At 41.5% G+C, this 19,319-nt stretch carries 22 protein-coding genes; 13 read left to right on the forward strand and 9 right to left on the reverse strand.

The features are described from left to right. The first annotated feature begins 142 nt into the window (after positions 1-142). The gene (locus tag GSM42_RS12710) at positions 143-526 is read left to right on the forward strand and encodes a hypothetical protein (RefSeq protein ID WP_160801913.1); all 384 of its coding nucleotides are present in this window, start codon (positions 143-145) and stop codon (positions 524-526) included. A gap of 66 nt (positions 527-592) precedes the next feature. Here the strand turns inward: GSM42_RS12710 and GSM42_RS12715 are convergent, their stop codons facing one another. After that, the gene (locus GSM42_RS12715) at positions 593-1,849 is read right to left on the reverse strand and encodes an MFS transporter (protein ID WP_160801914.1); all 1,257 of its coding nucleotides are present in this window, start codon (positions 1,847-1,849) and stop codon (positions 593-595) included. Positions 1,850-2,242: 393 nt separating this feature from the next. Here GSM42_RS12715 and GSM42_RS12720 point away from each other — a divergent pair, with 393 nt between their 5' ends. The 3 genes from GSM42_RS12720 to pyrB are packed head-to-tail and all read left to right on the forward strand — an operon-like array spanning position 2,243 to position 5,407. Continuing rightward, positions 2,243-4,258: a tetratricopeptide repeat protein gene (locus GSM42_RS12720; protein ID WP_160801915.1), complete on the forward strand. Its 2,016-nt coding sequence runs from the start codon at positions 2,243-2,245 to the stop codon at positions 4,256-4,258. A gap of 24 nt (positions 4,259-4,282) precedes the next feature. Beyond that, positions 4,283-4,492: a hypothetical protein gene (locus GSM42_RS12725; RefSeq protein ID WP_160801916.1), complete on the forward strand. Its 210-nt coding sequence runs from the start codon at positions 4,283-4,285 to the stop codon at positions 4,490-4,492. Between the two features lie 6 nt (positions 4,493-4,498). Further along, positions 4,499-5,407, forward strand: coding sequence for an aspartate carbamoyltransferase (gene pyrB / locus GSM42_RS12730; protein ID WP_160801917.1), 909 nt, complete (start codon positions 4,499-4,501; stop codon positions 5,405-5,407). 76 nt (positions 5,408-5,483) lie between these two features. Here the strand turns inward: pyrB and GSM42_RS12735 are convergent, their stop codons facing one another. The 7 genes from GSM42_RS12735 to GSM42_RS12765 all read right to left on the reverse strand — a co-directional run bounded on the left by GSM42_RS12735 (position 5,484) and on the right by GSM42_RS12765 (position 9,727). Next, positions 5,484-5,825, reverse strand: coding sequence for a hypothetical protein (locus GSM42_RS12735; protein ID WP_160801918.1), 342 nt, complete (start codon positions 5,823-5,825; stop codon positions 5,484-5,486). A gap of 93 nt (positions 5,826-5,918) precedes the next feature. Further along, positions 5,919-6,293, reverse strand: coding sequence for a hypothetical protein (locus GSM42_RS12740; RefSeq protein ID WP_160801919.1), 375 nt, complete (start codon positions 6,291-6,293; stop codon positions 5,919-5,921). A 50-nt stretch (positions 6,294-6,343) separates the two neighbouring features. Next, the gene (locus GSM42_RS12745; RefSeq protein ID WP_160801920.1) at positions 6,344-7,057 is read right to left on the reverse strand and encodes a FixH family protein; all 714 of its coding nucleotides are present in this window, start codon (positions 7,055-7,057) and stop codon (positions 6,344-6,346) included. A gap of 121 nt (positions 7,058-7,178) precedes the next feature. Continuing rightward, on the reverse strand, positions 7,179-7,820 hold the full coding sequence (locus tag GSM42_RS12750; protein ID WP_160801921.1) for a response regulator: 642 nt from the start codon (positions 7,818-7,820) through the stop codon (positions 7,179-7,181). Positions 7,821-7,822: 2 nt separating this feature from the next. Continuing rightward, positions 7,823-8,635 carry a sensor histidine kinase gene (locus GSM42_RS12755; RefSeq protein ID WP_160801922.1) on the reverse strand — a complete coding sequence of 271 codons (813 nt, stop codon included), beginning with the start codon at positions 8,633-8,635 and terminating at the stop codon, positions 7,823-7,825. Between the two features lie 118 nt (positions 8,636-8,753). After that, positions 8,754-9,167 (reverse strand): hypothetical protein, encoded by a 414-nt coding sequence (locus GSM42_RS12760; RefSeq protein WP_160801923.1) that lies wholly within the window; start codon positions 9,165-9,167, stop codon positions 8,754-8,756. Between the two features lie 209 nt (positions 9,168-9,376). Next, entirely contained in the window at positions 9,377-9,727 is a 351-nt protein-coding gene (locus GSM42_RS12765) for a hypothetical protein (protein WP_160801924.1), read from the reverse strand. Positions 9,728-9,882: 155 nt separating this feature from the next. On the opposite strand from GSM42_RS12765, the gene GSM42_RS12770 reads away from it, so the two are divergent. From GSM42_RS12770 to GSM42_RS12805, 8 genes are all read left to right on the forward strand, one after another. Then, complete coding sequence (locus tag GSM42_RS12770) at positions 9,883-10,572, forward strand: MgtC/SapB family protein (protein ID WP_237446595.1); 690 nt, start codon at positions 9,883-9,885, stop codon at positions 10,570-10,572. Positions 10,573-10,819: 247 nt separating this feature from the next. Beyond that, the gene (locus GSM42_RS12775) at positions 10,820-11,155 is read left to right on the forward strand and encodes a hypothetical protein (protein ID WP_160801925.1); all 336 of its coding nucleotides are present in this window, start codon (positions 10,820-10,822) and stop codon (positions 11,153-11,155) included. A gap of 255 nt (positions 11,156-11,410) precedes the next feature. Then, the gene (locus GSM42_RS12780) at positions 11,411-11,806 is read left to right on the forward strand and encodes a hypothetical protein (protein WP_160801926.1); all 396 of its coding nucleotides are present in this window, start codon (positions 11,411-11,413) and stop codon (positions 11,804-11,806) included. A 239-nt stretch (positions 11,807-12,045) separates the two neighbouring features. Beyond that, positions 12,046-12,498 carry a hypothetical protein gene (locus GSM42_RS12785; protein ID WP_160801927.1) on the forward strand — a complete coding sequence of 151 codons (453 nt, stop codon included), beginning with the start codon at positions 12,046-12,048 and terminating at the stop codon, positions 12,496-12,498. Positions 12,499-12,864: 366 nt separating this feature from the next. After that, positions 12,865-13,335: a CtsR family transcriptional regulator gene (locus GSM42_RS12790; protein WP_160801928.1), complete on the forward strand. Its 471-nt coding sequence runs from the start codon at positions 12,865-12,867 to the stop codon at positions 13,333-13,335. Between the two features lie 6 nt (positions 13,336-13,341). Beyond that, entirely contained in the window at positions 13,342-13,863 is a 522-nt protein-coding gene (locus tag GSM42_RS12795; protein WP_160801929.1) for a protein-arginine kinase activator protein McsA, read from the forward strand. A 13-nt stretch (positions 13,864-13,876) separates the two neighbouring features. Continuing rightward, positions 13,877-14,950 carry a protein-arginine kinase McsB gene (locus tag GSM42_RS12800; protein WP_160801930.1) on the forward strand — a complete coding sequence of 358 codons (1,074 nt, stop codon included), beginning with the start codon at positions 13,877-13,879 and terminating at the stop codon, positions 14,948-14,950. A gap of 23 nt (positions 14,951-14,973) precedes the next feature. Then, positions 14,974-17,415 (forward strand): ATP-dependent Clp protease ATP-binding subunit, encoded by a 2,442-nt coding sequence (locus GSM42_RS12805; protein WP_160801931.1) that lies wholly within the window; start codon positions 14,974-14,976, stop codon positions 17,413-17,415. Positions 17,416-17,534: 119 nt separating this feature from the next. On the opposite strand, the gene GSM42_RS12810 is transcribed toward GSM42_RS12805, so the two are convergent. Then, on the reverse strand, positions 17,535-17,822 hold the full coding sequence (locus GSM42_RS12810; RefSeq protein ID WP_160801932.1) for a YciI family protein: 288 nt from the start codon (positions 17,820-17,822) through the stop codon (positions 17,535-17,537). Positions 17,823-17,945: 123 nt separating this feature from the next. Between GSM42_RS12810 and radA the strand changes: the two genes are divergently transcribed. Next, positions 17,946-19,319, forward strand: coding sequence for a DNA repair protein RadA (gene radA, locus GSM42_RS12815; protein ID WP_160801933.1), 1,374 nt, complete (start codon positions 17,946-17,948; stop codon positions 19,317-19,319).

Consider the following 19,319-nt stretch of genomic DNA (forward strand, 5'->3'; position numbering starts at 1 on the left):
TCCATGTAAGTGTGGATATGCTTTTTTGTTGCCATATGATTCAACTTCATTTTTTGTAAATAAATACCGTTTTTATACGAGTTATTTGTATAGAAAGTAATGATAATATTTATTCATATTTATAATTTTTGGAGGTTTATAAATGAAATTAAATAGGTTGCGCATTTTACAAGCAGGTGGATTAGGATTTGTCATTATGTTACCGCTAGGATATCTTATCGAACAATTATTTACTATTTTGCAGTTTCAAATGGATCCAAATTTAGCCATTATTTTATTGACCATTCCTGTGGTTGTTATTGGGGAGATTGCCGTTGGGTATTGGATTGGAAGGCATGTAGATAAACAACTCTTTTTTCATGTTTTTCTTGCTAACATGTTAATTGTAATCATGAATTATCTGATTAACTTTTTTGTATATGGTATGCTCAACAAAAATGTTGGATCCGTTCTAATCGTCACGGTTCTCATTGCTTGGCCTACTGCGATAATGGTAAGGAAAATTCGGCTTCGTTCAAGGAGATAAACCTGACACAAATGATAAAGGCCATCCCTTTATTATCAGGGTGGCCAATTTTTCTGGCAAGTTGTTTTATTGTTTTGCTTCTTGTTTCCCTTTTTCTAGATTGAGGCTCCACAGTAGCGCGATCCCGATCAAGAAAAATATAGCGAGTGAAAGAATACCAAATCTACTTGATCCTGTTAATTGTCCAGCGAGTCCAAAGACAAAAGGTCCAAATATAGCAGAAAATTTCCCCGATAGTCCATAGAATCCAAAAAACTCTGCATTTCTACCAATTGGTACAAGTTGGCTATAGATGGATCTGGATAGAGCTTGGCTTCCTCCTTGTACGATTCCAACTAAGATTGCAAGCGTGTAAAAGTGAAAGGCAGTTGTCATTCCATACCCTAATAAGACAATAAACAGGTAGACGATGATAGTCAAAATTAAAGTCCGCTTGGTTCCAAACCATCCTGCAAATTTCCCAAAAAGTAACGTACAGGGTAACCCAACAAATTGGGTAATTAGTAAGGCGAAAATAAGATCACTTGTACCAATGCCGATTTCTCTGCCATAAATGGTAGCCATTTTAATGATGGTATTAATCCCATCATTAAAAAACCAGAAAGCAATAAGAAAACGAAGTAATTCTGGATATCTAGGAAGTTGTTTGATGGTTTGCAGAACCTGGTAGATACTATTTTTACACAGTTTTAGTAAGCTTTCTTCTGTTTTTTTCGATTTTTCTTCTACATGACGAAAGAGAGGCAGAGAGAAGAGAAACCACCATACCGCTACGGATGCAAAAGAGATTTGTGTAGCTGAAATAGTGGTTAATCCAAACCATTCTGGTTGTTGAATCAATACCAACTGCAATGCTAGTAGTACCCCGCCGCCAATATATCCAAGAGCATAGCCACGGCTAGAAACCATATCTCGATCTTGTTCATCCGCTATCTCTGGTAAGAAGGCATCATAAAAGATATTGCTGCAGGCAAAAGCTAGTGTTCCAATAATGACAAGAATGACAGCCCATATCCAGTCTCCTTCTCCAATTGTTGCCATAAGTAAAGAAGCTGCTATTCCTAGATAGGTAAAAAAGCGAAGGAATTGTTTTTTTCTTCCAGCTTGATCAGCGATAGTACCCAAAATTGGAGATAGGAAAACAAGTAATACCAAGGATATCGATTCTGTGTACCCCCAATAAGCAGTAGCTGTTGTCTTAGATAGTGATTTCGCAGCTACATCAGAAAAAAATATCGGCATGACAGCTGCAATCATGGTGGTTGCAAACGCAGAGTTTGCCCAGTCATACCATATCCAAGCACGTACAGCTTTTTTGTTCATGATTTTCCTCCTTAAAAGTCATCTTGCTCTTCAAAATAAATAAGAATATGAAGTTCATTTTTTGATGAAATATGATTAAAGGGGATATATCTCTCACTTTTGAAAGGAATCTTTGTTATTATTATATGAATTTTTTCATCAATTAGGATATAGTTAGAGAGGGTTTTTTATAGATTTGGTTTCTCTTCTCTATTTTATCGAGTAGATAATATAATAATATTCATACAAAACATGCAGTTTCCTAATTAAAAGATTAATAACATCCTCTTCGTGCGAATCTCCTTTTTTCACTCAAGGGAAATGTCGAAACGAAAATGCCATTCAACCTTTGTGTTACTTCATGTTACAATAGGGGATATGAAAAATGACCGCTTGATAGAGTGAGGAGAAGTTATGGAGATAAAACAGCAAGGAGAGCGAATAAAACGAAATTACCAAGTGATTAGTGTTTTTCCTTTTGTTGATGGGGTATTATACTACACAACGTATGATTCGTTTGATCCAGAAGAAACGCCAACTCGTTTTATCCATGCAATTCAATTACATCCGTTACCTGATGAAAATACTTTGTCAAAACTGCCTCTTAGAAATGAACGTATTTTTGTCCCTCTACAAGAAGTATTTGTTGAAGATGGTGTATTATATCAAGTATTTGAGAAGATGGAAGGAAACCTGTTAGGAATCTATCTCTACCAAAATGCACCACTAGCCTTAGGTGAGATTTCTCAAATTACGCAAACGATTTCTGACCATTTGATGGAATGTGAGTCTCAGGATGAGTTTGCACTTATTGATCCGCAAAACATGGTGATAGAAGAGAATACAAAAATACGGTTTTTATATGGCGGACCATTGTCGGTTTTTCCTAGAGAGAAGGCAAATTCTTATAGTGAAGCAGAGATTGCGAAGCAAATGGCTGAATTGTTATTTCATATGCTTACTGGGGATGGATTTGAAGAACACAAGGATGAAATGAGACCACTGCGTTCTTTACGTGGAGATGTACCAGTCGAATTAGAGTCATGGATCATGAAGAGTGTTTCACCGGACCCGATCATGCGACCACCGCTTCATGAGCTTTGGAAATGGGCACATTCTTTTGGGGGTAAAAAACCTGAGATGATTGAGGATGTAGAGCCAGAACCGGAACCAAAGAAGAAAGAAAAGTCTTTGATGGAAAAGCTGATTCCCAATAAGCAGCCACTTTCAGATAAGCTGAATTCCAATAAGCCGCCGCTTTCAGATAAACTGCTGCCTCATAAGCCAAAATTAGATTCTTTTGGGGTAAAGGATATAAAGGCAAAAAGTAATGACAAAAAGCAAAAGAAAAAATTACCAGCATGGGTGACATGGGTGGTAATTGGAGTACTAGCACTTCTTTTTCTCATGCAATTATGGGCTTCTCCTGATCCTGATGTAACTGCTTTGATTGATGCCAAGATTATTCAAGAGGTTGAGCAGGACGAAAACAAAGCGATATCACTGTACAATCAATCAGTCAAAGCTTATGAGGGTAAAGATATAGAAAAATCATTGGCATTAGCCAAACAAGCACTTGCCGTAGATACTGGGAACAAAACATACTATGTTCACCTTGCCAATCTTTATGGACTCAAAAAAGATTATAAGTCTGGTGTCCTAGTTTTGACTTCTGCAACATCGTATATAACAGATGATGCAAAGCTTTTTGATCAACTTGCTGTTTTTCATTTTTATGTACGAGACTATGAAAAGGCTAAAGAAGCAATTGAGCAAGCAGTAGGAATCAACAAAAATATGGCGAGTGCACAGTACCATCGTGGGAAAATTTACAATGCCTTAAAAAATAGTGATGAAGCGATAGCCAGTATGAAAATCGCAGTAGCCAAAGATCCGAAAAATGCATTATACTTTCATGATTTTGCCCTAATACAATTACAAGCCAATCATATTCAAGCTGCGGTGGATAATGAGAAAAAAGCAGTTCAATTAGATAAGAAAAATATCGATTATCTTATCTCGCTAGGACTTTTGTATCTCAAACAACGAGACGAACTACTTCGCAACCAAAGTTTACGACCAGAGATTAAGGAGAAGCGACTAAAGGATCTTCTTAATCTAGCTTTTGATCAATTCGTTGAAGTTAATAAGATAGATGATAAAAATGCAGAAGGATATTACTACAAAGCACGAGCCTACTACATCAATGGGAAATCGAATGCTGACAGCTATCAATCTGCTATTATAGCAACACAAAAAGCACTTACTCGTGATCCGGACAATGCGTTGTATGCTTATCAGTTAGGAGTTTGTTATATGGCTGTGAAGAATAAAGCCCAAGCAGTAGCTGCTTTTCAAAAAGCGACTACGCTTGAACCAAGTAATCGACTCTATCAGAACGGACTGTCAAGTGCTCAAGCTATGAAGTAGTCTTGCAGAAAGGATAGATAAAGAGTGCAATGGAAGCTATTACTGCTAAGTCTTTGTTCCTTATTTCTGGTTTCTATTCCTTATGTATATGCTGCAGATGAGGAATTGAAAATAAAAACTCCTTATTTGGAGATGCAATCAGATTCGATTGAACTTACATCCATGCCTGTAAAAATAGGGCCTGGTGGTGAAGGGGAAATAATTATTACCTTTACCAAAAACAACGGAGGGTAAGCATTCATGCGACATGTCATTTCTAGCAGTCAATATACCAAAGAAAGTTTAACTCCTTTATTTGCACTAACATCTAAAATCAAGAACGATCCTAGTCGCTACAGCAAAGCTCTTCAAGGAAAAGTGATAGCTACCTTATTTTATGAACCGAGTACACGTACTCGGCTTTCTTTTGAGTCCGCTATTCAGCGACTTGGTGCAAGTTTAATAAGCACAGAAAATGCAAAAGAAGTCTCTTCGTCTGTTAAAGGAGAAAGCCTTGCTGATACGATTCGTATTATAGAAGGTTATGCTGATGCAATCGTTATGCGCCACTATGATAATGATGCGGCAGATATAGCAAGCAAAATATCTGCTGTACCCATTGTCAACGCTGGTGGAGGATCAGGGGAACATCCAACCCAATCTCTGCTCGATTGCTTCACGATTTTAGAGCATCGTTCTTCTTTAGATAACTTATCGATTGCTGCAATAGGTGATTTGAGATATGGTCGAACAGTCCATTCGTTAGTTAAAATGCTATCGTTATATGATGGATTGACTATTTATGGGGTTAGTTTACCCGGATTGGAACTAAGTGAGGATTATATTCGCTATATAGAAGAACATGGAGGACGCTTTATCCCGTGCTCTACACTCGCAGAAGTGCCTGGTGATGTGGATGTTCTCTACCAGACGAGAACCCAGCGAGAGAGAATGTCTGTTAGTGAAGGAGAAGTAAAAGAGATTGTGATCAATCAGGTAGTGCTTGATGGATTTGCTAATCATACCATTGTTCTTCATCCTCTTCCTCGCAATCAAGAGATTGCACCTGAGGTAGATAGAGATCTACGTGCTCTATACTTTGAGCAGGCGAAAAATGGTATGTGGGTTCGAATGGCGTTGTTATATGAATTGTTTCAAGAAGACCGCTAACATTTGTTAGTGGTTTTTTGTGTTAAAAATGAGAGCGTGCTGGCTCCTATTTATGATAGAAGCCAGCACATGGATATCATCCCTCTAGTTGACCAATTATTTCAAGAATACGTTCCTCTACAGGATTGAACTTCCAGTAGATTGCACGCAATTCATCGATACGTTCTTGAATAGAAGGATCTGGGTGATCATAACCAGAGTAGGTGATCTCCTTGCCATACCCCTTAACCTCTTTTTTCGCGGATTCTGTCTTCTTCTTGAAATCTGCAAGAAGGTTACGAAGATGACGAAGTACCTCAGTTGTATCTGTACTTTTCTTTTTCCGATAATCATCTAGCGGCTTTGGGATGGTGATACCCATTCCTCTAAGATCGCAAGCCAGATCATGCAGGGTTTCTACAGCCAGATCGTGGTGCATATTATTCTCCAAAAAGTAAGGGATACTACTTCTCTATATTATCATAGCATAGACGAATCCCCGCTAAACTCTTTTGGGTCTAGCGGGGATATACTAATTTGGAAGAGCTTTCAGAACTGCTAAGCTGTCTTCGGAAATTTTCTGCTGCTTTTTGTACGATTCTACCCAGAGCTTGATTTTCTTCGTTTCCAAGCGATCTGGCTGCTTGTCAGAATTTAGATCAACTAGGAGAATTCCTTCTTTTGACAAATCCTCTATCAATTGCTTCATTTTGCTGTTTGTGGTGGAGATAAGCTTTTCTAGGCATTTTCTTGCTTTTGCTTTGTTACGTGTATCTATTGCTGTGTATGGTCGGGTCATCAGATGAATGCGGATTGCTTCTAATTCATCTGGGAGTTGAAAAAGCGTCAGCATGAGATCCGTCAAAGCTTCCCATAAAAGGTCATTTGGGTCATAATAATTCCCCATTTTATCTCCAAACTAGTATATGGATTGCTTCTTATATTCTAGCATAGGAGCTATTTCACAACTAGTGATTGCTCCGTATGATCATGTACTTTTCCCTTCTCTACATGTAACTTTACATAATAAGTTCCAGGAGTTTTAAAACGATAGGTGCTGTAATACTCACCTGGCTTGGTTTCGGCAACATCGGTAAAGTCGTGAGGGTTTGTATCTTTTTTCCATATCTCAAACTGGACATTCGCTGCTGTAAAAGGTTTGTTATTTTGAGTGATATGTCCGAATAATTTAGTATCTTGTCCACTTTTTGCTGTAGATGGTAGTTGAATATGCAGCATAAGTCCATCTGTTTTGGCATGATGATCATGTTGTTTTTCTGTAGATTCCCCAATAGTAAAAGTTTTGGAAATCATTTGGTGTGTTTGTGGTGTTGTAGCATGAACGATAACGTTGTAGGATCCTGCGATTGGATAAGTATTGGAAATCGTATACGTTCCTTCTCCAGTTCGCTTCGTTTTTAACATCGAGTGATTTTCCGATCCTGTATTCCATACCTCGAACTCTACACTAGCATCATTCACTGGCTTGCTGTCTCCAGTTACTTTTGCGACGAGCGTGACAGGCTGATTGGGAGTTGGATTGCTAGGGATAGTGGAAAAAGAAAGGGCGATATTTTTTGGTATGGTAGGAATAGTTGGAGTAGTGGATTGTGAGGTACAGCCACTGATGAGGAGTAGCACTAAAACGAAAATCCATCCTAATTTTTTCACGGTAAGAAACTCCTTCATTCGATTTGTTTTCCTTTAAAATCGTTTAAAAATGGGAAATTATTCAATCCTTATTTTAAAAAACGAAGAAGGTAAAACCTATCCCTCATTTGGACTATTTATCTTATGTAGGTCTTTTCATAAATCCTTGTTCATAAGCATATCTGGTTAACTGTACTCGGTTATTCAGATGTAATTTCTGCATGATATTCTTTAGATGATTTTTCACTGTATACTCAGAAATTACCAATTCCACTGCGATTTCCCGGTTGCTTAATCCTTGTGCAACTCTAGTCAAAATTTCTTGTTCTCGAGGAGTCAGAAGCGTGTGATCAGATGATTTCATCCCTGTAAATTCTGCTAAAATTCGGTTGGCTATTGCTTGTGGCATGGGAGCGGAATCAGTAGCCAAAGCATGCAGATACGAGAGCCAAATGGATGGATTTAAGTTTTTGACTAAGTATCCTTGTGCACCATTTTTGATTGCTTCAAACAGATTTGTCACATCATCTGACACTGTAACCATAACGATTTTGACATAAGGAAATCGTTCTTTTACTAAACGAGTCGCTTCCAAACCATTAAGAGATGGCATATTGATATCCATCAGAATCATATCTGGCATCAGTTGTTCCGTTAAGAAAAGAATCTCATCTCCACGTTTGGCTTCCCCTACAATGGTAAATCTTTCATCCTCTGCAAGAATAATTCGCATTGCTTTACGTGCATGTTCATGGTCGTCGCAAATTAAGATACGATAACTCATCTTTATTGTTCTCCTTTACTTATCCTTACCGTTGTTTTCTTATTTAAATGAGAAAAAGAGAACCGTGCACCACATTCTTCCGCACGTTCTCGCATGATTCGCAATCCAAAACTGTTGGGAGTATTTATCAAATTTTCATCAAATCCTACGCCATTATCTGTAATACATAATGTCCATGTGGAAGAGGTTGAGGCTAGTGAAATAGATACATCAGTAGCATTCGCGTGTTTTCGGATATTTGTTAATGCTTCATTCGTACAAGCTGCTATTTCCCAGCCTTCTTTTTGCGAGAAGTGACTATCTTGAAAATCGGATCTATAATCAATCGCAATGCCTGTATCCAACTGAAATTGTTCGATACAGGCTTGCATTTGTGCAGACAAAGCTATTTGATTCTCTGTTTTTAGCGTGTGAATCGATCGCCTGACATATTCTTGGATATGATAGAGACTATGTTGTAGTTCTTTCCATTCTTCATTAGGGGAGACTGCTTTTAGTTTCTCCACCTGGACAGAAGATAAAAACAGTGTTTGGGCGATACCGTCGTGTAACTCTCTAGCGATTCTTTCTCTTTCCGCCATTAATTGTGTACTTTCCCGCTCTTGTTTTAATTCTTGCTGTAAGTTTTCATAAGCTCGAAAAAGTGGACTGACTACTGTGATGGTTACAAGAAATATAATGAGAGGTGAAAGCCAGTTTCCTAATTCCATAGAAATATGGGGAAGAAGAATGGAATGACGGAGATATTCCCATATTCCGATTGTCAGAGTAGGAATGGCGAGGATAAGCCATTTGATTTGGTTACTAGACATCATAATTCACCGCTTCTTATAGAAAGTTTCCTTTCTCATGATAGCGGAAAAGCCGAGGATAATCTATAGAAAGAAAGTCGACGACCGGATACCTTTGGTAAGATATCCGGTCGGAGCTCGATCAGACAGTTGCAAGTTCTCGCTCACTCGTCTGTTCTTGTAGCTGCTGTAGCTGTCTGATCAACGATCGATAGAGAGCAATATCCCTAGAGTAAACTTGCTTCACGCGAGTATCCGTAGAGATTACACGAGGAAGTTCAAGTCTTTCGCGTCGAGTGCAGGGCATTCCCAGCCGTTGGTGTAGCCTCGTCAACCCTTGTTGTGTTTCGATGAGTTTTGATTGAGTACTTTGACTGAGACCTTGGAGATATCCGATAGCCTTTTGAAGTTCCTCTGTGGTTGGAGGATCTCCTTTTCGAAGAAGCTTCAGATATACCACTTCTAGAACTTGCGGGAGCCCATTCCCATGAGCATAGCGACCTCCATAGGGATTGAGAAGAGCCCGGAAATCGGTGAGAGCTTGCAATCTGCTCATGATGATCAAACTCTTTCTACTAGAAAGGAAAGTTCTCTACTGATAGTATACTTGAAATATCCACTAACTGTTAATTGGTTTTGAAAAATTGAATTTGTTTACACACAAAATGATTTATTTGAACATGCAGACACTCTACAGTGAAATATGTAATCTTGCTTAAATTCATATAGGTGACTGGGTATCTACATTGATACCCAGTCAGACGATCACCCAAGGTGATTGATCAGCTCCTTAAACTTTTCGTTGGCCCAGTAGTATCGCCAGTATTCTTTAACAAGCTTCCGTACTTGAGGATCGTTTGAGCTATTATCGCCGGGACGCTCATTCATGCCATCAAGCTTTTTTTCTATGCTCTTGAAACTCGAAGTAGCAGATGCGGAAAGCTTTTTCAATTCAGAGCGAGTAGAACCCAGCTGCTTCGAGGTAGGTGTATCTCCATTCTCCAGAAGCCTATAGAGATCTACTAGAATCTTGGGCATTCCCTCGCCTTCGCGATAGAATCCACTGAAAGGATTCCGCATACCACGAAGAGTCTCAAGGGCTGCGCGATCGTTCATGATTCATCCATTTCTACTAGGGTAAGAGCTAATTTTATTATACTTGAATTATCAGATGGAAGAACACAGAAGTTGAATAGCTCTTTATAAAACATGTTAAATATGTATAATAATATATCTAATTAGGGTAATTGTATGGTAAGGAGGTGGAGGTATTGGTTGACATCTTGCATCCGAGCTACTGGGTGTTAACAGAGCGTTTATTTATGGCTGCATTGATGGGCGGATTAATCGGTTGGGAGCGAGAGTTAAATCATTCTCCAGCAGGATTTCGCACACATATTTTGGTTTCAGTAGGCTCAGCCCTTATCATGTTGATTTCTATTTATGGTTTTGCAGATTTTGTAGAGCTAAAACATTTTACTTTTGATCCATCACGAATTAGTGCACAAGTTGTTAGTGGGATTGGTTTTCTTGGAGCAGGGACGATCTTACGTCAAGGTGTCACCGTAAGTGGTTTAACCACGGCTGCCTCCTTATGGGTTGTTGCAGCAATTGGTTTATCTACTGGGGCAGGTTATTATTTTCCAGCAATTATTACTACTATTATTGTATTTGTTGGGTTGATTATCCGAAAACAACTTGATCGAATCTTTTGGAACAAAAAAACGAGGGCAGTATTAGAAGTATGGACGGATAATGAAGTAGTCCAGCTCAGTGAGCTCATTACGATTATTGCTAATAGTAAGAGTGTCTCGATCAAAAAATTACGGATTGAAGAAGATCAACATGAAGAATCGAAGATTACGTTTACGATAAAGATAAAAGGAGAAAGCCTTGATGCAAAACTCCTTGAGGAATTACAGCAAGTAGAAGGAATCAATCGAGTAGAGCAAGTTTATTAGGATCTTTGATATGATTTTGGGGAAATATTCTGTTGAAAGTAAAGTGAATTTCCACCAGACCAATAGAACGGTCAGTGATACAGGGACAGAACTTCGAAAATACAAATTGTAATAAAAGAGTCGGTGAAAGCCGACTTTTCTTCTATGTGAAGATTTGTAAGATGCGGCTTCTTATCTTGACAGAGAAGTTAGAATGGTATATTTTAAGGTTACTTCTACCAGATCGAGCCCGAATTGAGGCTAAGACATGTCCCTGATCGACAAGCAGGCTGCCGCTGCCCGCAACCGTTCGAGGCACTCCGGTTTCACCCGCGCGATGACCGCGTCGGAGGGGGCCTCCGTCCTGGGTATCGCGAACCGACGCCAGCAGGAGATCAATCAGATGGCAGCGTACCGACGCATGCACCCGGACTACCAGCCGGGACGACCGGCGAAGAAGACCGAGCAGGTCCGTACCCGGCGATCGCTGCCGGAGGTGACTCGTCCGCAGGTGAAGGCCCGCCCACAGGCAGCTTCCAAGCTCCGTGTCGGCAACGCCTTCAGCCTGGAGCAGCAGGAGCTGCTGATGAGTCTGTTCAGCTGATCTGATACACCCTCTCCTTCTGAGGAGAGACCCGCCCATGATTTGATAATTTTCAAGTTTTGGGCGCCGCATATAATGAAATTGTATATAAATACAAAAAGAGTTGGCTTGGTCCAACTCTTTTTGTGTTTTCCACAAGTCTCTCTCTTTGCAATATGCTACGTTTTATACTTGCAAATGTTCAGTTTATTCCTTTAAAATAAAATTAGTCTAGGTGATTTTCCGAAAAAATCGCCGCCAAAATCAGGAGTTCACATGACGACGAGCGCCGCTTCCGTGCTTCCCGGTTCCGAGCGTCTCACGGGTGCCCAGCGCCCGCCCCTCAGCCGTCACGTCACCTACGCCGAATGGTACACATACGAGGGAGTCGAGTACGCCACGGGTGGAACGATGAAGAAGGTGGGTGTCTCCTTCACCGGTCGAACGTGGATCACCTCGCAGGGAATCTTCCCGACTCATGTGGAGGTGACCGTTTCCTCCGGCGAGGTCTTCCCGCTCATCCGACGTCCGCACGGTGAGCTGATTCTGGAGGGAACGGACGTGCTGATCCTTCCCGCTCGACAGGGCATCAGCGAGGCCCAGTTCAAGGACGCCAAGTACTGGCAGAACCTGCTGGAGCAGGCGCAGAAGCAGCTCGCCGTCGCTGCCTGAGCCCGATTCTTCTAGAGGAGTAACAACTTCTTAAGGAGAGGGGATGGTTACTAGCGTATACTAGTGATCGTCCCGAGCTAACAACGTTTTTATATATAGATGAAGGGAGTTAGTATTTGCTAACTCCTTTTTATTTAAAAATTATCGTTATATTCTGTATTGAAATAATAGGGGGAATACTGTAGGATGAAGGTACATCGACCGTTGTGCATCAAGTGCACGTAGTACGAGGAGTCACCATGACCATCACCGCCGTTCGTCCGACCCCCAAGATGATGCCCGCTCGTCGGACCGTCCAGGTCCCGACCACGGCTCCCAAGCGTCCGGCGCGCCCGCAGCAGACCAGTGCCACCAAGCCGGTCCAGCCGAGCGCCACCAGCACCGAGGAGACCCAGCAGCGTCCCGGTGAGTCGGCGACGCGTCCGTTCACGCCCAAGGGTGTGAAGACGAGGCGTCCCGTGTCCAAGAACTCCGCCCTTCAGCGCAAGCTGGAGGAGAAGTTCGACAACGGAGCCGCGATGACCGCCAAGGAGATCCAGCTCCTGCTCGACGTTCGCCCCGACCTCACGTCCAAGCTCCAGCCGATGCTGGAGCCGGCGAAGCGGAGCGAGGAGAATCGGAGGAAGGCCAACCGAGGCAAGACGGCCGAGACCAACCGCTCCCGCAAGCGGAAGAAGGGTCAGCAGCAGTAACACTGCTCTCCTCAACGGTCGGCCCCCCTGCGCTGTAACAAGCGTAGGGGGGCCGGACAATCCTATACTCTTTCCGAGTGCAGTGTTTGTCCCCCGCATAAAAATATTCATTCACATAGATGTTTGAAAAAGAGCTAACTGATATAGAGTTAGTTCTTTTATTTTTTTATCATTTAAGATGCTTTTTGCTCCGATTGTTATACGGAATTGTTAAAGCTAAAATGTTTGTTCTTATAGGCTAATCTTTTTGGTATATTTGTCAGAATCAAGACCAAAAATAAGAAAAAGCATTGTCATTTTCGTTGGTTGGTGTATAATAATAACAGAAGGTCAAAGTTAGTCAAAGTCAGCAAGGGGGTGTCCGGTGTGGGGAATATTTCGGACATCATCGAAAAATATCTACAACAGATGTTAGCAGCAAGTGACAGCGGGATGGTAGAGATCAAACGAAGTGAATTAGCCGATGAGTTCCAATGCGTCCCCTCTCAGATCAATTATGTGATCAGTACCAGATTTACGGTGGAAAAAGGTTATCTGGTAGAGAGCAAACGCGGTGGAGGCGGATTTATTCGAATTCGTCGTGCAAGGCTTCATTCTCAGAAGGAGTATTTTGCTGATCTTTTGCTTCATATTGGGGAGACGATCCCGCAGATAACGGCAGAGCATGTCATTAGCCGCCTGCAAGAGGACCAATTGTTAACCGAGCGTGAAGCGATTTTGATCAAAGGCATTATTTCCCGGGAAACTCTTCAACTGCCACTTCCTCTTCGCGATGAGCTGAGAGCCCGTATGTTACGATCGATGGTCTCCATTCTGTTTGGAAGGTTAGGAGGGTGATGAAGCTTGCTTTGTCCTGAGTGTGGAAAACGTCCAGCAACACTCCATTTCACCAAAATTGTCAATGGAGAAAAGACTGAATCTCATTTGTGTGAGGTATGCGCACAGGAAAAAGGCGAGTATATGCCTGGGTTTGACAATGGCTTCTCGTTTCATAACCTGTTATCTGGATTATTGAACTTTGATATGGTAGAAAGTGAATCCCCCAATATTGCACAACCGAAGACAGTTCCAAGGTGTGCAACATGCGGGTTAACGTATAATCAATTTAGTAAAATTGGGCGGTTTGGTTGTAGCGATTGTTTTGAAACATTTCGTGACCGTCTTGATCCGCTCCTTCGACGCATCCATGGATCTACCACTCACCATGGGAAGATTCCAGAGCGTACCAAAGGAGAACTCAAAATTAGACGTGATTTAGAAAAACTTCGGGAACAGCTGGCCCGAGCGATAGAATCAGAGGAATTTGAAGAGGCAGCACAACTTCGAGATCAGGTGCGTTCCTTACAGGAACGACTTTCGGAGTAAGGAGGCGGGAGATGTGTCATTAAATCAATTTCTTGAAAATGCAATGAGTGAGTGGATGCGAGTAAAAGGCGATCATTCTGATGTTATTTTCTCCAGTAGGGTTCGTATCGCCAGAAACTTAGCACATATGCCGTTTCCCATGCTTAGTACCGCCTCCCAGTCAGAAGAAGTCATTCACTTAATAGAAGAAGCACTGACAAAAGAGGATATCCCAGAGATTTTGGAGAATGCGGAATTAATTCAGATGGCTGATTTGACGGAACTCCAAAAAAGAGTACTGGTAGAGAAACATTTGATCAGCCCTCATCTTGCGGAAGAGTCTACCTCTGGTGCGGTTTTATTTAGCCAAGATGAATCAGTGAGTATTATGGTGAATGAAGAAGACCATGTACGTATACAATGCCTATTTCCAGGTTTTCAATTAGAGAAAGCTTGGCAGTTGGCTTCTCAAATAGATGATTGGTTAGAAAAGCATGTGACTTTTGCGTTTGATGAGCAATGCGGCTATTTAACAAGTTGTCCAACCAATGTTGGCACAGGTATTCGAGCTTCTGTAATGATTCACTTGCCTGCATTAGCATTGACACAGCAGTTAAATCGTTTTATTCCAGCAATTACACAAGTGGGGCTTGCGGTACGAGGAATTTATGGAGAAGGCAGCGAAGCATTAGGTAATCTTTATCAAGTATCGAATCAAGTGACACTTGGACAGTCAGAAGTAGAGATCATTAACAAATTGCAAGGTGTCGTTCACCAGATGATCGACCATGAGAAACAAGCCCGTGAACGGTTGCTTGGTTTGTCCCCCATTCAACTAGAAGATAGAGTTAGCAGATCATTTGGTATTCTAGCTCATGCGAAGATTATCGATTCCAAAGAGGCGATGAAACGTCTTTCTGATGTTCGTCTAGGGATTGATTTAAAATTGCTGCAAGGAGTTCCATCTTCTGTGATGAATGAGTTGATGGTTTTGATCCAGCCAGGCTTTCTACAGCAATATGCTGGAGAAAAACTAGGGGCAGAAGAACGCGATGTTCGCCGGGCTGAGTTGATTCGTGAACGATTTGGAATGGAAAAGGATGAATAGATAAATAGAAGAGGTGAAGCGATATGATCTTTGGACGATTTACAGAACGCGCGCAAAAAGTACTTTCTTTAGCACAAGAGGAAGCGGTTCGTCTCGGTCATACCAATATTGGAACCGAACATATTCTTTTGGGATTAATTCGAGAAGGCGATGGAATTGCAGCAAAAGCATTAGTTGCACTAGGTCTTGGCATGGAAAAAATCCAAAAAGAAGTGGAAACGCTGATTGGACGTGGAAGTGGTCAACCTACGAGTATCGCTTATACCCCAAGAGCGAAAAAGGTAATCGAGCTGTCAATGGATGAAGCTCGTAAGCTCGGTCATACTTATGTCGGTACCGAGCATATTCTCCTTGGATTGATTCGGGAAGGAGAAGGAGTGGCAGCAAGAGTTTTGAATAATCTTGGTGTTAGTTTGAACAAAGCACGTGGTCAGGTTCTTCAACTACTTGGGAGTACAGAGACGGTTTCATCTCATCAAGGGGGAACACAAATGAGCGCGAATACGCCTACATTGGATAGTCTTGCTCGTGATCTGACCCAATCGGCTAGAGAAAGTAATTTAGATCCAGTAATCGGTAGAAGCAAAGAGATCGACCGGGTTATTCAAGTATTATCTCGCCGTACCAAAAATAATCCTGTGCTGATCGGAGAGCCAGGTGTTGGGAAAACCGCAGTAGCAGAAGGGCTGGCACAGCGAATCGTCGAAGGAGATATTCCAGAGACTCTTCGTGGAAAACGTGTGATGACCCTTGATATGGGTACAGTAGTAGCTGGAACCAAGTATCGTGGGGAATTTGAAGATCGTTTGAAAAAAATTATGGACGAAATTCGCCAAGCAGGTAACATCATTCTCTTTATCGATGAGTTGCATACGTTAATTGGTGCCGGTGGTGCAGAAGGTGCGATTGATGCTTCCAATATATTAAAACCAGCACTCGCTCGTGGAGAATTACAATGCGTAGGCGCAACTACCCTCGATGAGTATCGCAAGTATATTGAAAAAGATGCTGCACTAGAACGTCGTTTCCAACCAATTACGGTAGATGAACCATCCAAAGAAGAAGCTATTCTCATTCTTCAAGGACTTCGTGATCGTTATGAAGCTCACCATCGAGTGAAAATTACAGATGAAGCTATCAAACAAGCAGTAAAACTTTCTGATCGCTATATAACAGACCGCTATCTACCAGATAAAGCAATCGATTTGATTGACGAAGCAGCATCAAAAGTAAGACTTTCCTCTTACACAGTTCCTCCAGAATTGAAAGAGTTGGAGCAACGAATGGAAGAAGTGAAAAAAGAAAAAGATGCAGCAGTTCAAAGTCAAGAATTTGAAAAAGCAGCCTCACTTCGCGATACAGAGCAAAAGCTGCGTGAGGAACTAGAGACTACTCGTAATCGCTGGAGACAGGATCAAGGAAAAAGTGACTCAGCTGTAACAGCAGAAGATGTAGCAGATGTAGTAGCAAGTTGGACTGGAGTTCCTGTAGTAAAACTCGCAGAAGAAGAGACAGAACGCCTGCTAAAAATGGAAGAAATCTTGCATAATCGGGTCATCGGTCAAGAAGAAGCTGTAGTCTCTGTGGCTCGTGCTATTCGTCGAGCTCGTGCAGGGTTAAAAGATCCGAAACGTCCGATTGGTTCCTTTATCTTCTTAGGACCTACCGGAGTAGGGAAAACAGAACTTGCTAGAGCTTTGGCAGAGTCGATGTTCGGGGACGAAGATGCTATGATTCGGATTGATATGTCTGAGTATATGGAGAAACATTCTACAAGTCGTCTCGTTGGTTCTCCACCAGGATATGTCGGTTATGATGAAGGCGGACAATTAACAGAGAAAGTTCGTCGTAAACCTTACTCTGTGGTTCTTTTTGATGAAATAGAAAAAGCACACCCAGAAGTGTTCAATGTACTGCTTCAAGTTTTGGAAGACGGTCGCTTGACTGATAGTAAGGGTCGTACCGTTGACTTCCGCAATACGATCATTATCATGACATCCAACGTTGGTGCATCTACTATCGGGAAGAATACAAAACTTGGTTTTACGGTTGGGGATAACAGCAAAGATGAGTATGAACGCATGAAACAAAACGTGATGGAAGAATTGAAGAAAAGCTTCCGTCCAGAGTTTTTAAACCGAATTGATGATGTGATTGTGTTCCATTCCTTGAAAGAAGAACATCTCAGCGAGATCGTAACATTGATGTCAGAGGAATTAAGAAAGCGCTTGGCAGAACAAAACATACATGTCACGATGACGTCAGAAGCTACTAAGCATTTGGCGAAAGAAGGATTTGACCCTGCTTATGGGGCTCGACCACTACGTCGTGCTATTCAAAAACATGTAGAAGATCGTCTCTCTGAGGAACTACTGAAAGGAAATATTGTTCGTGGAGATCACGTAACGATTGATCTAAAAGACAACGAGTTAGTAGTTGAAAAAGCAAATGTAAGCACTACTTAAAAAAAGCGGCGAAAGGCCGCTTTTTTGTGTTTTACTGTGTTGAAGTGCTGAAAAAGAGCACGAAGTATGTTAAATTTATAAAAATGGAATCATATTTTTTAATAATGATAGTATTTTTATTATAAATAGAGATCTGCAAATTTAGCATCGTATTTAACTGGATTAAATTCTATCACTTCGTAAGTAGCGAGATCTAACGTATAGTATGGATCTTTTGAAATAATGGCTTCTACTTCTTGTCGATCTGTGGTAGCGAACAAAATTATACCACCAGATTTATCCATTTTTGGTCCGGAAACAATCAGTTTACCTGATGCATATAAAGTTTCTAAGTAGGATCGATGTGCTTCCACATGGAGTTGTACGACATCAAATGGTCTTTGATAGTGTAAATGTGCAAGAAACAAAGCTGATTCCTCCTTTTGTATGAACTTTTAGTTTATCCTATTCCGCGCTTTTTGCCAAAGCATCATATGTTTGGTCCGTTTGGTATAATGAGTAACAAATAAACGGGATAGGGGAAAAGACTATTGGCAAAAAGTAAAAGTGTATTTGTATGTGGTGAGTGCGGATATGAGTTGCCAAAATGGATGGGACGATGTCCTGGGTGCGGAGTATGGAATAGTTTAGTTGAAGAGAAAGTGATCACTGGAGGAAACAAACAGGCAGTCAATCGAAATAACAAAAAAACAAAAGAAAAAGCGATACCGATCACCAAAGTAGAAAAACTGGAAACCCCGCGCTATGATACTCGCATGCGAGAGCTGAATAGAGTGTTAGGCGGAGGTTTAGTTCCGGGTTCATTGGTGCTGGTAGGAGGAGATCCTGGGATTGGGAAGTCTACTCTACTTCTGCAATCTACTCATCTCCTAGCAGATGGGGGGATGCCTGTTCTCTATGTATCTGGTGAGGAATCCATGGAGCAAATTAGGCTTCGAGCAGAGCGTTTAGAATCATTATCAGAGAAATTACTCATCGCAGCCGAAACGGATTTACTTTCTATCGAGTCATTGATTGAGGAAACATCACCCAAATTAGTTGTGATTGACTCCATACAGACTATGTTTCATCCAGAAATAACATCTGCTCCAGGGAGTGTGTCTCAAGTTAGAGAATGTACCAGCCAGTTGATGCGTTTGGCCAAAGAGAAAAGAGTTACCATTATTATTGTTGGTCATGTTACTAAATCTGGTGCACTTGCTGGTCCGCGAATGTTGGAACATATGGTGGACTCTGTTCTTTATTTTGAAGGAGAGCGACATCATACGTATCGGGTGCTTCGTGCGGTTAAAAACCGATTTGGTTCTACGAATGAGATTGGTGTATTTGAAATGAAAGAAGCTGGATTAGCGGAAGTTGGTAATCCTTCTGAACTATTTTTAGCTGGTCGACCTGTAGGAGTTCCTGGAACTGCAGTTGCCGCAAGTATTGAAGGAACAAGACCAGTACTCGTGGAACTCCAAGCGCTGGTTACCCCTACTAGCAATGCGATTCCGAAACGAATGGCTACAGGTGTTGATCATCATCGAGTCAGCATGATGCTTGCGGTTTTAGAGAAAAGACTCGGTTTCTCTCTTCATCAGCAAGATGTGTTTTTAAATGTCGTTGGAGGTGTGAAGCTGGATGAACCTGCTATTGACCTAGCTATTGCACTAAGTCTCGCATCTAGTTTTCGGGACAGGCCAATTGGGGTAGACTATTTATTTATAGGAGAGATTGGATTAACAGGAGAAGTTCGTGGAGTCAGTCGAATTGAACAGCGTGTTGCGGAAGCTTGGCAAATGGGATTTACCAATGTCATCATTCCAGAAAAAAATATGCGTGGATGGAATCCACCAGAAGGAATTGAACGAATTGGAGTCAAAACATTGAAAGAAGCATTGGAAGTCGCATTGGGAGGGTAA

The organism is Shimazuella alba, from assembly GCF_009831235.1.
In the GTDB taxonomy this organism is placed as follows: Bacteria; Bacillota; Bacilli; order Thermoactinomycetales; family Thermoactinomycetaceae; genus Shimazuella; species Shimazuella alba.

Excerpts from the sequence above, each read along its gene's own strand:
- GSM42_RS12765 (WP_160801924.1), bottom strand. The coding sequence starts at position 9,727 with ATGAACGATCGCGCAGCCCTTGAGACTCTTCGTGGTATGCGGAATCCT.
- GSM42_RS12740 (WP_160801919.1), bottom strand. The coding sequence starts at position 6,293 with ATGGGGAATTATTATGACCCAAATGACCTTTTATGGGAAGCTTTGACG.
- GSM42_RS12760 (WP_160801923.1), bottom strand. The coding sequence starts at position 9,167 with ATGAGCAGATTGCAAGCTCTCACCGATTTCCGGGCTCTTCTCAATCCC.
- GSM42_RS12735 (WP_160801918.1), bottom strand. The coding sequence starts at position 5,825 with ATGCACCACGATCTGGCTGTAGAAACCCTGCATGATCTGGCTTGCGAT.
- GSM42_RS12775 (WP_160801925.1), top strand. The coding sequence starts at position 10,820 with ATGTCCCTGATCGACAAGCAGGCTGCCGCTGCCCGCAACCGTTCGAGG.
- GSM42_RS12720 (WP_160801915.1), top strand. The coding sequence starts at position 2,243 with ATGGAGATAAAACAGCAAGGAGAGCGAATAAAACGAAATTACCAAGTG.
- GSM42_RS12805 (WP_160801931.1), top strand. The coding sequence starts at position 14,974 with ATGATCTTTGGACGATTTACAGAACGCGCGCAAAAAGTACTTTCTTTA.
- GSM42_RS12785 (WP_160801927.1), top strand. The coding sequence starts at position 12,046 with ATGACCATCACCGCCGTTCGTCCGACCCCCAAGATGATGCCCGCTCGT.
- GSM42_RS12755 (WP_160801922.1), bottom strand. The coding sequence starts at position 8,635 with ATGATGTCTAGTAACCAAATCAAATGGCTTATCCTCGCCATTCCTACT.
- pyrB (WP_160801917.1), top strand. The coding sequence starts at position 4,499 with ATGCGACATGTCATTTCTAGCAGTCAATATACCAAAGAAAGTTTAACT.
- GSM42_RS12715 (WP_160801914.1), bottom strand. The coding sequence starts at position 1,849 with ATGAACAAAAAAGCTGTACGTGCTTGGATATGGTATGACTGGGCAAAC.
- GSM42_RS12710 (WP_160801913.1), top strand. The coding sequence starts at position 143 with ATGAAATTAAATAGGTTGCGCATTTTACAAGCAGGTGGATTAGGATTT.
- GSM42_RS12780 (WP_160801926.1), top strand. The coding sequence starts at position 11,411 with ATGACGACGAGCGCCGCTTCCGTGCTTCCCGGTTCCGAGCGTCTCACG.
- GSM42_RS12750 (WP_160801921.1), bottom strand. The coding sequence starts at position 7,820 with ATGAGTTATCGTATCTTAATTTGCGACGACCATGAACATGCACGTAAA.